Genomic DNA, 12,924 nt, shown 5'->3' on the forward strand with positions numbered 1-12,924 from the left:
CATGGCCAGGCGCGAGCGTGTGATGAGGATGTCGGTCGAGCAGCCGCTGTGGCGTGCCCTCACCGCCTACCGGGTGCTCACCATGCTGTACGCGGTCGGCCTGTTCGCCACCGCCCACGACGAGTTCCCCCGCCCCTGGATCGCCGTCGCCTACTACGTCGTGCTGGCCGGGTGGACCCTGGCCACCCTGCCCCGGGTCGCGAGCGCCGCCCGCTGCACCAAGCGGTTCCTCGCCGCCGACCTGACGGTCGCCCTCACCGGCATCCTCCTCACGCCGGTCGCCGACGCGCACGAGCGGGTCCAGGCGGGCGGCCCGACCCTGCCGTCGATCTGGACCGCCGGCGCCGTCCTCGCCTTCGCCATCAAGGGCGGCTGGCGCTGGGCGGCCCTCGCCTCCGGCCTGGTCGCCGTGGCCAACCTGGTCGAGCGCGGCACCCCGGCCCGCGACACCGTCCACAACGTCATCCTGGTCTGCATCGCCTCCATCGCCATCGGCTACGTCGTCGAGGTCGCCCGCGCCTCCGAGCGCACCCTCGCCCGCGCCCTGGAGATCGAGGCCGCCACCCGGGAGCGCGAGCGGCTCGCCCGGGACATCCACGACAGCGTGCTGCAGGTGCTGGCCATGGTGCAGCGCCGCGGCGCGGTGATCGGCGGCGAGGCGGCCGAGCTGGGCCGGATGGCCGGCGAGCAGGAGGTCGCGCTGCGCACCCTGGTCTCCGGCGGACTCGTGCCCGTCTCGCGGGTCTCGGAGGACGCCGCCCAGGGCGCGGTCGTCCGTGCCGTGGAGGAGGAGCCCGAGGAGGGCGGACCGGTCGACCTGCGGGCCCTGCTCGCGCCGTACGCCGGGGCCAGGGTCAGCCTCGCCGAGCCCGGCGCGCCCGTGCCGCTGGCGCCGGCCGCCGCCCGGGAGGTGGCCGCCGCGGTGGGCGCCGCCCTGGACAACGTCCGCGAGCACGCCGGGGAACAGGCGCGGGCGTGGATCCTGGTCGAGGACGAGCCGGACGAGGTGATCGTCACGGTCCGCGACGACGGCCCCGGCATCCCGGAGGGCCGGCTCGCCCAGGCCGAGGGCGAGGGCCGGCTCGGGGTCGCCCTGTCGATCCGCGGCCGGCTGCGCGACCTCGGCGGCAGCGCGGAGCTGATCTCGGTGCCGGGCCAGGGCACGGAGGTCGAGCTGAAGGTGCCGAAGGACATGAAGGACACGAAGGACGCACGGGGGAAGGCGGAGCAGCGATGACGGAGACCAGCCGGGACCGGCAGGACGGCCCGATCAAGGTCATGGTGGTCGACGACCACCCCATGTGGCGCGACGCGGTCGCCCGGGACCTGGCCGAGTCGGGCTTCGAGGTGGTCGCCACCGCGGGCGACGGCGAGCAGGCGGTGCGCCGCGCCCGGGCCGCCGGACCCGACGTCCTCGTCCTCGACCTGAACCTGCCGGGCAAGCCCGGCGTCCAGGTCTGCAAGGAGGTCGTCGCCGCCGACCCCGCCCTGCGCGTGCTGGTGCTGTCCGCCAGCGGCGAGCACGCCGACGTCCTGGAGGCCGTGAAGTCCGGGGCGACCGGCTATCTGCTGAAGTCGGCCTCCACCGAGGAACTGCGGGAGGCGGTCCGCAGCACGGCCGCCGGCGACCCCGTCTTCACCCCCGGCCTGGCGGGACTGGTCCTGGGCGAGTACCGCCGCCTGGCCTCCGAGCCCGCCCCGGCCGCCGACACCGACGAACCGAAGGCGCCCCGCCTCACCGACCGCGAGACCGAGGTGCTGCGCCTGGTCGCCAAGGGGCTGAGCTACAAGCAGATCGCCGAACGCCTGGTCATCTCCCACCGCACGGTGCAGAACCACGTCCAGAACACCCTGGGCAAGCTGCAGTTGCACAACCGCGTGGAGCTGGTGCGGTACGCGATAGAGCGCGGCCTCGACGACGAGTGAGCCGCACGCCGGGTCCGGTCGCGGTGGGACCGGCCGGGACCGCGCGACCCCGGCCGGGACCTGCCTACACCGCGGGCGTGCCCGCGAGACCCCGGCCGGGACCCGCCTACACCGCGGGCGTGCCCGCGCCCCGCAGCTGCCCCATCAACTCCCGCACGATCCGCGCCCCGTTCAGCGTCAGCACCGACTCCGGGTGGAACTGCACCCCCGCGAAGCCGGGCCCGCGCAGCGCGTGCACCTCCCCGTTCGCCGCGCGGGAGACCTCGACCCCGCGGGCCGTCAGCCCGGCCGCCGCCTCGTCGTCGCAGCGCGCCACGAAGCTGTTGTAGAAACCGACGGTCTCCCGCCGCCCGAACAGCCCGATCTCCGTCTGCGCCCCCTGGTGGGGCACGTCCTTGCGCACGATGTCCAGGCCCAGCTCTGCCGCGATCAGCTCGTGCCCGAGGCAGACGCCCAGCACGCCCTGCCTCCCGCCCCGGATCACCTCGGCCGTCAGGGCGCGCAGGAACCGCATCTTCGGATCCGCCGGGTCGGACGGATCGCCCGGCCCCGGCCCCAGCACCACCGGCCCCTCGTGCTCCAGCACCGCCTCGCGCAGCCCCGGCTCGTCGTACCGCCGCACGCTCACCTGCAGCCCGCCCGAGCGCAGCACGTGCGCGAGCATCGCCGTGAAGGTGTCCTCCCCGTCGACCACCAGGGCGTGCCCCGCCGGCTCCCCGGACGGTTCCCGCATCCGCAGCCAGAACGGCGCGAGCGAGGCGCGGCGCCCGTCCAGCGCCGCCCGGACCCGCGGGTCGTCGGCCAGCCGCGGCCGTGCGGCCCCGTCGCGCGGCCGGGAGGGGCCGACCCCCAGCGCCGCCAGCACTCCGGCCGCCTTCGCGTGGGTCTCCGCGACCTCGCCCGCCGGGTCCGAGCCGCGCACCAGGGTCGCGCCGACCGCGACCCGCAGCCGCCCGTCGGCGTCGATGTCGGCGGTGCGGATCAGGATGGGGGAGTCGAGGGTCTGGGCCCCGCCCGCGTCCCGGCCGACGAGCGCCAGCGCCCCGGAGTAGTAGCCCCGCCCGCCGGTCTCGTGCCGCTCGATCACCCGGCAGGCGTTCTGCACCGGCGAGCCCGTGACGGTCGCCGCGAACATGGTCTCCTTCAGCACCTCCCGCACGTCCAGCGAGGACCTGCCGCGCAGCTCGTACTCGGTGTGCGCGAGGTGCGCCATCTCCTTCAGCCGGGGCCCGACCACGACCCCGCCCCGGTCGCCGACGGTGCACATCATCTTGAGCTCCTCGTCGACGACCATCGACAGCTCCTCGATCTCCTTGCCGTCGGCGAGGAAGTCCAGCAGGTGCCCGGGCGTCGGCCCCTCGGCGGGATAGCGGTAGGTGCCGCTGATCGGGTTCATGACGACGGTGCCGCCGGACATCCGCACGTGCACCTCCGGGCTCGCCCCGACCAGCGTCCGCCCGCCCGTCTCCCGCCCCCGCCCTTCCGGGGAAGATCCTTCGGGCCCTTTGCGATCTCCGGTGTGCACGACGAACGTCCAGTACGCGCCCCGCTCGCCCTCCAGCAGCCGCCGGAACAGCGCCAGCGCGTCGGCCCGCCCGAACCCGGGGATCTCCCCCTGGTACGTCCGCCGGATCACGAAGTTCGCGCCCTCGCCCCGGCCGATCTCCTCCTCCAGCACCCGGCCGACGATCCGCGCGTACTCCTCGTCGGTGATGTCGAAGTGCCCGCCGTTGACGCGCACCTCGTGCGCAGGGAGCTGCTCCAGGGCGTCGGCGAGCGGGACGGTGTACGACTCCTCGGGCGTCAGCGCCAGCAGCGGCGTGCCGTCGTCGCGGACGTCGAAGCCGCGCTCGCGGATCTGCCGGAAGGGGACGAGCGCGAGGCTCTCGCCGGGCAGGTCGGCGAGCCGCTCGTGGGTGGTGACCGGGCCCACCAGGACCTCGACCAGCGCGTGGTCGTGGCCGGGGGTACGGCGGCGGAGCAGGGCGAACGGACGGGGGTCGTCCAGCAAGCCGAGCAGGTTCATGGGTCCGTGCTCCTTCTCGGGGAGAGAGGAACGGACCCCGGAAACACCGAAGGCCGCCCCTCGGGCGGCCTTCGCGAAGTCTGGGATACGCGCAGTCAGCGGGCCGCCGGATGAGCGGTCCACCACCAGGTCTGGATCGAGTGCGCGTACATGCGACGCACCCTATCCCATGTCCGAGGGGTGTACGGCGTGTCTCACTTCCTGGGCATGGGCTCGGGACGCCCGACGGGACCCCGTAGTGTTGGCGTCGTGACCGTGAACGCTAAGACCAGCACGAGTGCTGGCAACACCTGGCGAAACCTGCCCGCGGCGCAGCAGCCCGAGTACCCCGACCCCGAGGCTCTGCGCGCAGTCGTTGCGGACCTCGAGTCGTATCCGCCGCTCGTCTTCGCGGGCGAGTGCGACCAGCTGCGTGCCCGGTTGGCGGCCGTCGCCAAGGGAGAGGCGTTCCTCCTCCAGGGCGGCGACTGCGCCGAGGCGTTCGACGCGGTGTCCGCCGACCACATCCGCAACAAGCTGAAGACGCTGCTCCAGATGGGCGCCGTGCTGACGTACGCCGCCTCGGTGCCGGTCGTCAAGGTCGGCCGCATCGCCGGCCAGTACTCCAAGCCGCGCTCCAAGCCGACCGAGACCCGCGACGGCGTGACGCTGCCGACGTACCGCGGCGACTCCGTCAACGGCTTCGAGTTCACCGAGGAGGCCCGCGTCCCGGACCCGGAGCGGCTGAAGCGGATGTACCACGCCTCCGCCTCCACGCTGAACCTGGTGCGCGCCTTCACCACCGGTGGCTACGCCGACCTGCGCCAGGTGCACGCCTGGAACCAGGACTTCGTGAAGTCGTCCCCGTCGGGGCAGCGCTACGAGCAGCTGGCCCGCGAGATCGACCAGGCGCTCAACTTCATGCACGCCTGCGGGGCCGACCCGGAGGAGTTCAAGACGGTCGAGTTCTACGCCTCGCACGAGGCGCTGCTGCTCGACTACGAGTCCGCCCTGACCCGGGTCGACTCGCGCACCGGCCGGCTGTACGACGTCTCCGGTCACATGGTGTGGATCGGTGAGCGCACCCGGCAGCTGGACCACGCGCACATCGAGTTCGCCTCGAAGATCCGCAACCCCATCGGCATCAAGCTGGGTCCGACGACCACCGCCGAGGAGGCGCTGCAGTACATCGAGCGCCTCGACCCCGAGCGGGAGCCGGGCCGGCTGACCTTCATCGTCCGCATGGGCGCCGACAAGGTCCGCGACAAGCTCCCCGAGCTGGTCGAGAAGGTCACCGCCTCGGGTGCCACCGTGGCCTGGGTGACCGACCCGATGCACGGCAACACCTTCGAGGCGGCCTCCGGGCACAAGACCCGCCGCTTCGACGACGTGCTCGACGAGGTCAAGGGCTTCTTCGAGGTCCACAAGGCGCTCGGGACGCACCCGGGCGGCATCCACGTGGAGCTCACCGGCGACGACGTCACCGAGTGCGTGGGCGGCGGCGACGAGATCTTCGTCGACGACCTGCACCAGCGCTACGAGACGGCCTGCGACCCGCGGCTCAACCGCAGCCAGTCGCTGGACCTGGCGTTCCTGGTGGCGGAGATGTACCGGGACCAGTGACGGGTCCGCCCCTCACACGGGCACGGACTGGGGCGCGGATCACACGATCCGCGCCCCTCTCCACTGTTGCGGCCCCGAGCCGGCAGGTAAGGTTAGGTTAGCCTCACCGATCAACGGGGACGGCATCACAGAACGACCCCGTCGGGAGGTGGACCGCGTGTACGTCTGCAGTTGTTTCGGGATCACCGAGCAGCAGGTCAAGCAGCACGCGGACGGCGGTGCCTGCACTCCGCGCCAGATCGCCTCGGCCTGCAAGGCGGGCACGGACTGCGGGTCCTGCGTCCGCCGGATCCAGGCGATCCTCGGCAGGGGCGCCTGCCCCCGCCGCGAGGCGGCCGACCAGGGCCGGCCCGTGCTCGCGGGGCTGGAGGACGCCGCCTGACGGCGGTCTCAGCTCGGCTGCTCGATCTGCTGCGCGATGTACAGCGCCTCACCGAGCTTCTCGATCAGCTCCAGCTGGGTGTCCAGGTAGTCGATGTGGTGCTCCTCGTCCGCGAGGATCTCCTCGAAGATGTTCGCCGAGGTGATGTCGCCCTTGCTGCGCATGACCTCGATCCCGCGCTTGAGGCGGTCGATCGCCTCCACCTCGATCTGCCGGTCAGCCTGGAACATCTCGGCGACCGTCTGCCCGACCCGCACGTGGAAGAGCCGCTGGTAGTTGGGCAGGCCGTCGAGCATCAGGATGCGCTCGGTGATCCTGTCCGCGTGTTTCATCTCGTCCATGGACTCTTCACGCGTGTACTTGGCGAGCTTGGTCCAGCCTTTGTTGTCCTGGATCCGGTAGTGCAGCCAGTACTGGTTGATCGCCGTCAGTTCGCCGGTCAACTGCTCGTTCAGGAATTCGAGGACCTCGGGGTCGCCCTGCATCGCAGAGGCTCCTTCCAACGCGGGGGACTGGCAGGTTGCGCCGCATGATTCCACTGGGCGCGAAGATCGTCCAGTAAGTGTTCACTTAGTAAGTAAGGGCATGCTTAGTTCTTTTTGTCCGGCTTTGGGGTGACCCTGGTCCGGGGCATCACCCGGGGTCTGTCAGGATGGAGTCATGGGTCAGCCGCTGGGACACGAATCGGGAGAAGGGCGCGATTCGGCAGGAGCGACGCAGCCCGGGCTGCCCCCCGGACAGCGCTTGCAGCGCGGCTGGCCGGTCACGCACTACGGGCCCGTCCCCAAGTTCCGGCCCGAGCGCTGGGAGTTCCGGGTCTTCGGCGCCACCGCCGAGGGCGGCAAGCACTGCTGGACCCACGAGGAGTTCACGGCCCTGCCCCACACCACGGTCGTGGCCGACCTGCACTGCGTGACGAAGTTCAGCATGCTGGGCGCCGAGTGGGAAGGCGTTCCCGCCCGCACCATCCTCGACCTCGCCCCGCCCGCGGACGACGTCACCCATGTGATGGTCTGGGCCGAGTACGGATTCAGCTCCAACCTCCGGCTGTCCGACTTCGCCTCCGAGCACGTCCTGTTCGCCACCCACAAGGACGGCGAACTGCTCACCGCCGAGCACGGCTTCCCGCTCCGCCTGATCGTGCCGCACCTGTACGCCTGGAAGGGCCCCAAGTGGGTGCGCGGCGTGGAGTACATGACGACCGACCGGCGCGGCTTCTGGGAGGAGCGCGGCTACCACAACATCGGCGACCCGTGGCGGGAGCAGCGCTACTCCTACCAGGAGCAGCCGGGGGACGGCCCCGACCTCTGAGGCCGCCGCAGGCACCCGGAGGGCTCCGGCCGGTCAGCCGTCGCGCAGCTTCTTCAGCCGCTCCACGTCCGCGGCGTGCCCCTGCTTGCCGCCCGGCGTCTCGATGACCAGCGGCACGCCCTCGGTCGCGGGGTGGGTCATCAGGGCCCGGAACGGGTCCTCGCCGATGTGGCCGACGCCGATGTTCTCGTGCCGGTCCTTGTGGGCGCCCACCACGTCCTTGGAGTCGTTGGCGTGGATCAGCTTCAGCCGGCCCTCGCCGACCGTGTCCACCAGCAGGTCCAGTGTCCGGTGCATGCCGGCCGGTCCGGTCAGGTCGTGCCCGGCGGCGAAGACGTGGCAGGTGTCCAGGCACACGCCCAGCATCGGGTGGGCGTCCAGGGCCTCGAAGTACGGGCCGAAGTCCCAGGTCCGGCTGCACAGCGAGGAGCCCTGGCCGGCGGTCGACTCCAGCAGCAGGAACGGGTCGTCGTCGTGGGTCAGCTCCTCCAGCAGCGGCAGCAGACGCTCCCGGACCTGCCTCAGCGCCACCGCCCGCTCCCGGCCCCCGGTCGCGCTGCCGGTGTGCACGACCACGCCGCGCGCCCCGATCTCCCGCCCGCGCCGCAGCGAGTGCCGCAGCGACTCCACCGACCGCTCCACGGTCGCCTCGGTGTGCGAGCCGAAGTTGATCAGGTAGGGGGCGTGCACGTACGCCGGGATCGACCCGGCCTCGCACGCCGCGCGGAACGCCTCGTCCTCCCGGGGGTTCCCGGCCGGTGTGGCCCAGCCGCGCGGGTTGGCGACGAAGACCTGGACGGTCTCCGCCTTCAGGTCACGGGCGTACGACAGGCCGACGCGGTGGAGCCCGCCGGCCACGGGGACATGGCTGCCCACAGGGTTGCGGGACGGGCCGGACAGCTGATGGTTCACCCGTTCAGGGTGTCATGCGTCCGGCCCCGCCCCGTCCACGGGCCACTAGCCGTCACCTGATCCTGATGGTGATCGTCGAGCCCTTGGGCGCGGTCTCGCCGCCCTCGACGGACTGGCCCTTGACGGTGTCGCCGAACAGGCCGAGCAGTCCGCGGTCCTCGTCGACCTGGAATCCGGCGCCCTCCAGCGCCTGCCTGGCGTCGTCGACGCTGTCGCCGACCACGTCCGGCACCTCGACCATCTCGGGGCCCTTCGACAGCGTCAGCGTCACCGTGTCGCCCTCGGCCGCCCGGCCGCCCGGCGCCGGGGTCTGGCGGACGACCTGGCCCTTGCCGAACTCCGAGGAGTGCACCCGCTCGGTGGCGATCCTCACCTCGAGCCCGGCGTCCTGCATCTCCGACCGGGCGTCGGCCAGGTCGGATCCGGTGACGTCGGGGACGTCGACGGGGCTGCCCTTGCTGACGACGAGGGCGACGGCCGAACCCGAGCGCACCTTCGTGCCGTCCGCCGGCCGCGCCGAGATGACCGAGCCGCGCGGCACCTCCTCGCTGAACTCCCGGGTGACCATGCCCGGCTCCAGCCCGTCCTCCTTGAGCTGGGAACGGGCCTCGTCCAGCTCCCGGCCCGCCAGGGCGGGCACCCGGACCGTCTCGGGGCCGTCGGAGACGGTGATGCTCACCGCGTCGTTGCCCCTGATGCGCGCCCCGGGCTCCGGGTCGGTGCTGATGATCTGCCCGCGCTCCACGGTGTCGCTGTAGGCGTGCTCGACCGTGCCCAGCTCCAGCCCGGCGTCCGCCAGCCGGTCCTCGGCCTCCGCCTGGGTCTTCGTCAGCAGCGGGGGGACCTTGGTGAACTGGCCCGAGTTGATGTACCAGATGCCGCTGCCGAGCCCCAGCACGAGCAGCACGGCGGCGACGATCGCCATCGGGCCGCGCCCCGAGCCCGCGCGGCTCCGGGACGGGGGAGGCGGGGCCGGGGACGCGAGGCGGCTCGTGCGGTGGAGCGCCGCCCCAGGCGCCTCGTCCCCGTCCACCGGCAGGGGGCGGGGCGTGGTCAGCGCGCGCGGGATCACGCTCGTCCGGTCGTCGGCGTTGTCGTGGTCCGCCGCGAGCGCCTGGGGCGGCACCGCGTCCAGCTGCTCCTCGCTCAGCCGGCCGCGCCCGTCCCGGACCCGCGCGAGCAGGGCCACCGCGTCGTAGGGGCGGATCTCCGGGGAGCGGGCCGTCGCCGAGGCGACCATCTCGTCCAGCTCGTACGCCAGACCGGGCACGGCGGCCGAGGGCGGCGGGACGTCCTCGTGCAGGTGCTTGTAGAGGATCACGGCCGGGGAGTCGCCGTCGTGCGGCTTGTCGCCGGTGAGCATCTCGTAGAGCATCACGCCGCAGGCGTACACGTCGACGCGGGGGTCCGCGGTGCCGCTCTCTATCTGCTCCGGAGCGAGGTATGAGACCGTGCCGAGGACCGTGCCCGTGGTGTTCGTCACCGTGTCCACGGCGCGGACGAGGCCGAAGTCGGCGACCTTGACCCGGCCGTCGTCCCCGATCAGGACGTTCTCCGGCTTCATGTCGCGGTGCACGAACCCGGCCCGGTGGGCGGCGCCCAGCGCGGCCAGCACCGGCTCCAGGATGTCCAGGGCGGCGCGCGGCTGCAGCGCCCCGCGCTCGCGCAGCACGTCCCGCAGGGTGCAGCCCGCGACGTACTCCATCGCGAGGTACACGTACGCGCCGTCGGTGCCCTGGTCGAAGACCTGCACCACGTTCGGATGGGCCAGCCGGGCCACGGACTTCGCCTCGCGGATGAACCGCTCGACGAACGAGCCGTCGACCGCGAGCGAGGGGTGCATCACCTTGAGCGCGAGGACCCGGTCCAGCCGGGTGTCGACGGCCCGGTAGACCGTGGCCATCCCGCCGACCGCGATCCGCGCGTCGATGCGGTACCGGCCGTCGAGCACCTGCCCGACCAAGGGGTCCTGAAGGGTCGTGTCCACGCAGGCGAGTGTACGAGTCACCGCCGACACCCCGGTCCCGCCGCCGGAATTCGGGGCGGGACTGCAGCCGACCTGTGACGTGCCCGGCGACCGCCTACCGGAAGGCGGGCCGCTCCGGATCCAGGACGGCCATGCCCTCCGCGGGAGAGGACGCCTGGGCGAAATGCCGCCGCGGGATGCGCCCGGCCCGGTACGCCAGCCGGCCCGCCTCCACGGCGTGCCGCATCGCGTCGGCCATCAGCACCGGCTCCTGCGCCCGCGTCACCGCCGAGGCGAGCATCACCCCCGCGCACCCCAGCTCCATCGCCAGCGCCGCGTCCGACGCCGTCCCGGCCCCCGCGTCCAGGATCACCGGCACGCGCGCGTGCTCGACGATCAGCTGGAAGTTGTGCGGGTTGCGGATGCCGAGCCCCGAGCCGATCGGCGAGCCCAGCGGCATGATCGCCGCGCAGCCGGCGTCCTCCAGCTTCCGCGCCAGCACCGGGTCGTCGTTGGTGTACGGCAGGACCGTGAAACCGTCGTCCACCAGCGTCTCGGCCGCGTCCAGCAGCTCGATCGGATCCGGCAGCAGCGTGCGCTCGTCGGCGATGACCTCCAGCTTGATCAGGTCCGTGCCGAGCGCCTCGCGCGCGAGGCGGGCGGTCAGGACGGCCTCGCCGGCGGTGAAGCAGCCCGCCGTGTTGGGCAGCACCCGGATGCCGAGCCGGTCGAGGACCGACAGCACCGAGCCGTGCACGGAGGCGTCCACGCGGCGCATCGCGACCGTCGTCAGCTCCGTGCCGGAGGCCACCAGCGACCGTTCCAGCACGTCGAGGCTGGGTGCCCCGCCCGTACCCATGATCAGGCGGGACGTGAAGGACGTGCCACCGAGGACAAACGGATCGTCGGCCATGGTCAGCCTCCTTGGACGGCGGTGAGGACTTCCACGCGGTCCCCTTCGGACAGGGGCGTGGCGGGCCACTGCGCGCGCGGGACGACGGTTTCGTTGAGGGCGGCGGCCACCCCGGAGGGCGAGGCGGTGAGCGACCTCACGACGGTGTCGAGAGCGGTGCCGGGCCGGACGTCCCGGGGCTCCCCGTTGACGGAGATGTTCATACGGGCTGCTCCGTGAGTGCGGTGGCGCCGAAGCGCCGCGGGGTGAAGGGCCGGGCCTCCTCGGGCAGTTCGCCCGTGACCAGGGCGTGCGCCAGGGCGTCGCCGGTGACCGGCGTGAGCAGGACGCCGTTGCGGTAGTGCCCGGTGGCCAGCAGCAGGCCGTCCAGATCGGTCGGGCCGAGCAGCGGGGCGTTGTCCGGGGAGCCGGGCCGCAGTCCGGCCCGGGTCTCGGTGAGCGGCAGCTCGGTGATGCCCGGGACCAGCTCGTGCGCGTCGCGCAGCAGCTCGTAGACGCCGCCGGCGGTCACGGTGGTGTCCCAGCCCAGTTCCTCGGTGGTCGCCCCGATCACCAGCTCGCCGCTCTCGCGCGGCACCAGGTAGACGTGGCTGCCGCGCACCACCGCGCGCACGGTCCGGCTCAGGAACGGCCCGTGCCGCCGCGGCATGGTCAGCCGCACGACCTGCCCCTTCACCGGCCGCACGGGCGGCAGCACCTCCTGAGGGACGCCCGCGAGCCTGCCGCTCAGGCTGCCCCCGGCCAGCACGACGCGTCCGGCGGCCAGCTCGGTCCCGGCGCTCGTGACGGCGCCCGTGGCCCGGTCCCGTACGACGGTGAGCCGCTCCGCCCACTCCCGGTGGACCACCACGCCCGCCCGCTCGCACGCCTCGACCAGGGCCGTGGCCAGCCGCCGCGGGTCGATCTGGTGGTCGCCGTCGACCCGCAGCCCGCCGCGCACGCCGGGCGCGAGCATCGGCTCAAGACGGCGGCACTCCCGCCCCGACAGCCACTGCGACTCCAGCCCCGACTGCTGCTGCAGCGCGTGCAGTTCACGCAGATGGGCCCGGTCGTCGGCGTCCAGGGCCACGGCGAGCGTGCCGCAGCGGCGGTAGCCGAGGTCGCGGCCGGTCAGCTCCGCCAGCTCCGCGGCGAAGTCCGGGTAGCGGCGGGCGGAGGCCAGATTCAGACCGAGCAGGGTCTGCTCGCCGTAGTGCAGTTCCGTGACGGCGGCCAGCATCCCGGCCGCCACCTGGGCGGCGCCGCCGCCCGGCTCCGGGTCCAGCACGGCCGTTGCGAGCCCGCGCTGCGCGGCCCGCCAGGCCGTGACCAGGCCGATGATCCCGCCCCCGATGACGAGGACGTCTGAGGTCGGCGTACGCGACATGGGCGTCCAGCCCCTCCCTTCGCCGGCATGACCCGGATCAGGTTCGTACGGTCGGAGGCCGCCAGCCTCCCTCTCAGCCCGGTGCGTCCGGGCTCCCGCGAGTGCTCTACGTTGGCCACCCTAGCCCGCCCCGGTACACCGCAGTAAGGGAGCCTCGCCCATGGCCCGATCGCTCGACGGTCTCGTCCTCGCCCCGGTCGCCGACCAGGCCCCGGGCCAGGTCGGGACCCGCACCCGGTTCGCCTACCACGAGCAGGACGGGCGGATCTGGGCCGACTACGCGGGCGGTGACGTCGTACGCGGGCATCTGGTGGGTATCCGGGAAGGTGACAGGCTGGATTTCCGGTACGTCCAGCTCAAGCGGGACGGGTCCACCTCCTCGGGGCACTGCGTGTCGACGGTCGTGGAGCTGCCCGACGGGCGGGTGCGGCTGGAGGAGACCTGGGAGTGGGAGTCCCAGCAGGGCAGCGGGACGAGCATTGTGGAGCAGGTCACGGCGCACGAGCACTGACTGACGGAG

At 72.9% G+C, this 12,924-nt stretch carries 14 protein-coding genes and 1 riboswitch; of the genes, 6 read left to right on the top strand and 8 right to left on the bottom strand.

All coding sequences use genetic code 11. The features are described from left to right. The first annotated feature begins 1 nt into the window (after window position 1). Both ABZY20_RS01715 and ABZY20_RS01720 read left to right on the top strand, forming a co-directional pair. A complete protein-coding gene (locus tag ABZY20_RS01715) occupies window positions 2–1,237 on the top strand; it encodes a DUF5931 domain-containing protein (RefSeq protein WP_356435046.1) in 1,236 nt (411 codons plus the stop codon). Continuing rightward, complete coding sequence (locus ABZY20_RS01720) at window positions 1,234–1,926, top strand: response regulator transcription factor (protein WP_356435048.1); 693 nt, start codon at window positions 1,234–1,236, stop codon at window positions 1,924–1,926. Before ABZY20_RS01715 ends, ABZY20_RS01720 begins: the two co-directional genes overlap by 4 nt. A gap of 106 nt (window positions 1,927–2,032) precedes the next feature. Here the strand turns inward: ABZY20_RS01720 and ABZY20_RS01725 are convergent, their stop codons facing one another. Both ABZY20_RS01725 and ABZY20_RS01730 read right to left on the bottom strand, forming a co-directional pair. Continuing rightward, a complete protein-coding gene (locus ABZY20_RS01725; RefSeq protein ID WP_356435051.1) occupies window positions 2,033–3,952 on the bottom strand; it encodes an anthranilate synthase family protein in 1,920 nt (639 codons plus the stop codon). Window positions 3,953–4,047: 95 nt separating this feature from the next. Beyond that, on the bottom strand, window positions 4,048–4,104 hold the full coding sequence (locus ABZY20_RS01730; RefSeq protein ID WP_356435997.1) for a trp operon leader peptide: 57 nt from the start codon (window positions 4,102–4,104) through the stop codon (window positions 4,048–4,050). 97 nt (window positions 4,105–4,201) lie between these two features. On the opposite strand from ABZY20_RS01730, the gene ABZY20_RS01735 reads away from it, so the two are divergent. Continuing rightward, window positions 4,202–5,554, top strand: coding sequence for a class II 3-deoxy-7-phosphoheptulonate synthase (locus ABZY20_RS01735; RefSeq protein WP_356435054.1), 1,353 nt, complete (start codon window positions 4,202–4,204; stop codon window positions 5,552–5,554). A gap of 148 nt (window positions 5,555–5,702) precedes the next feature. Beyond that, complete coding sequence (locus ABZY20_RS01740) at window positions 5,703–5,936, top strand: (2Fe-2S)-binding protein (RefSeq protein ID WP_356435057.1); 234 nt, start codon at window positions 5,703–5,705, stop codon at window positions 5,934–5,936. A gap of 8 nt (window positions 5,937–5,944) precedes the next feature. On the opposite strand, the gene bfr is transcribed toward ABZY20_RS01740, so the two are convergent. Beyond that, window positions 5,945–6,421, bottom strand: a complete 477-nt coding sequence (bfr, locus tag ABZY20_RS01745) for a bacterioferritin (protein WP_356435060.1) — start codon at window positions 6,419–6,421, stop codon at window positions 5,945–5,947. A 175-nt stretch (window positions 6,422–6,596) separates the two neighbouring features. Between bfr and ABZY20_RS01750 the strand changes: the two genes are divergently transcribed. After that, window positions 6,597–7,247 (top strand): sulfite oxidase-like oxidoreductase, encoded by a 651-nt coding sequence (locus ABZY20_RS01750; RefSeq protein ID WP_356435063.1) that lies wholly within the window; start codon window positions 6,597–6,599, stop codon window positions 7,245–7,247. A 33-nt stretch (window positions 7,248–7,280) separates the two neighbouring features. On the opposite strand, the gene ABZY20_RS01755 is transcribed toward ABZY20_RS01750, so the two are convergent. The 5 genes from ABZY20_RS01755 to thiO form a co-directional block, all read right to left on the bottom strand. Continuing rightward, complete coding sequence (locus ABZY20_RS01755) at window positions 7,281–8,159, bottom strand: deoxyribonuclease IV (RefSeq protein ID WP_356435066.1); 879 nt, start codon at window positions 8,157–8,159, stop codon at window positions 7,281–7,283. Window positions 8,160–8,211: 52 nt separating this feature from the next. Continuing rightward, the gene (gene pknB, locus ABZY20_RS01760; RefSeq protein ID WP_356435068.1) at window positions 8,212–10,146 is read right to left on the bottom strand and encodes a Stk1 family PASTA domain-containing Ser/Thr kinase; all 1,935 of its coding nucleotides are present in this window, start codon (window positions 10,144–10,146) and stop codon (window positions 8,212–8,214) included. Between the two features lie 94 nt (window positions 10,147–10,240). Then, entirely contained in the window at window positions 10,241–11,038 is a 798-nt protein-coding gene (locus tag ABZY20_RS01765) for a thiazole synthase (protein ID WP_356435071.1), read from the bottom strand. Window positions 11,039–11,040: 2 nt separating this feature from the next. Next, on the bottom strand, window positions 11,041–11,241 hold the full coding sequence (gene thiS / locus ABZY20_RS01770; RefSeq protein ID WP_356435074.1) for a sulfur carrier protein ThiS: 201 nt from the start codon (window positions 11,239–11,241) through the stop codon (window positions 11,041–11,043). Beyond that, a complete protein-coding gene (gene thiO / locus ABZY20_RS01775) occupies window positions 11,238–12,404 on the bottom strand; it encodes a glycine oxidase ThiO (RefSeq protein ID WP_356435077.1) in 1,167 nt (388 codons plus the stop codon). The genes thiS and thiO overlap by 4 nt, the downstream gene beginning before the upstream one ends. Further along, window positions 12,402–12,513, bottom strand: a riboswitch (TPP riboswitch). Its footprint overlaps the gene before it by 3 nt. 51 nt (window positions 12,514–12,564) lie before the next feature. On the opposite strand from thiO, the gene ABZY20_RS01780 reads away from it, so the two are divergent. After that, complete coding sequence (locus ABZY20_RS01780) at window positions 12,565–12,915, top strand: hypothetical protein (protein WP_356435080.1); 351 nt, start codon at window positions 12,565–12,567, stop codon at window positions 12,913–12,915. Window positions 12,916–12,924: the final 9 nt, after the last annotated feature.

Source organism: Streptomyces sp. NPDC006624 (assembly GCF_040611555.1).
Taxonomy (GTDB): Bacteria; Actinomycetota; Actinomycetes; order Streptomycetales; family Streptomycetaceae; genus Streptomyces.

Excerpts from the sequence above, each read along its gene's own strand:
- ABZY20_RS01780 (WP_356435080.1), top strand. The coding sequence starts at position 12,565 with ATGGCCCGATCGCTCGACGGTCTCGTCCTCGCCCCGGTCGCCGACCAG.
- bfr (WP_356435060.1), bottom strand. The coding sequence starts at position 6,421 with ATGCAGGGCGACCCCGAGGTCCTCGAATTCCTGAACGAGCAGTTGACC.
- ABZY20_RS01720 (WP_356435048.1), top strand. The coding sequence starts at position 1,234 with ATGACGGAGACCAGCCGGGACCGGCAGGACGGCCCGATCAAGGTCATG.
- thiS (WP_356435074.1), bottom strand. The coding sequence starts at position 11,241 with ATGAACATCTCCGTCAACGGGGAGCCCCGGGACGTCCGGCCCGGCACC.
- ABZY20_RS01765 (WP_356435071.1), bottom strand. The coding sequence starts at position 11,038 with ATGGCCGACGATCCGTTTGTCCTCGGTGGCACGTCCTTCACGTCCCGC.
- ABZY20_RS01750 (WP_356435063.1), top strand. The coding sequence starts at position 6,597 with ATGGGTCAGCCGCTGGGACACGAATCGGGAGAAGGGCGCGATTCGGCA.
- ABZY20_RS01725 (WP_356435051.1), bottom strand. The coding sequence starts at position 3,952 with ATGAACCTGCTCGGCTTGCTGGACGACCCCCGTCCGTTCGCCCTGCTC.
- ABZY20_RS01715 (WP_356435046.1), top strand. The coding sequence starts at position 2 with ATGGCCAGGCGCGAGCGTGTGATGAGGATGTCGGTCGAGCAGCCGCTG.
- thiO (WP_356435077.1), bottom strand. The coding sequence starts at position 12,404 with ATGTCGCGTACGCCGACCTCAGACGTCCTCGTCATCGGGGGCGGGATC.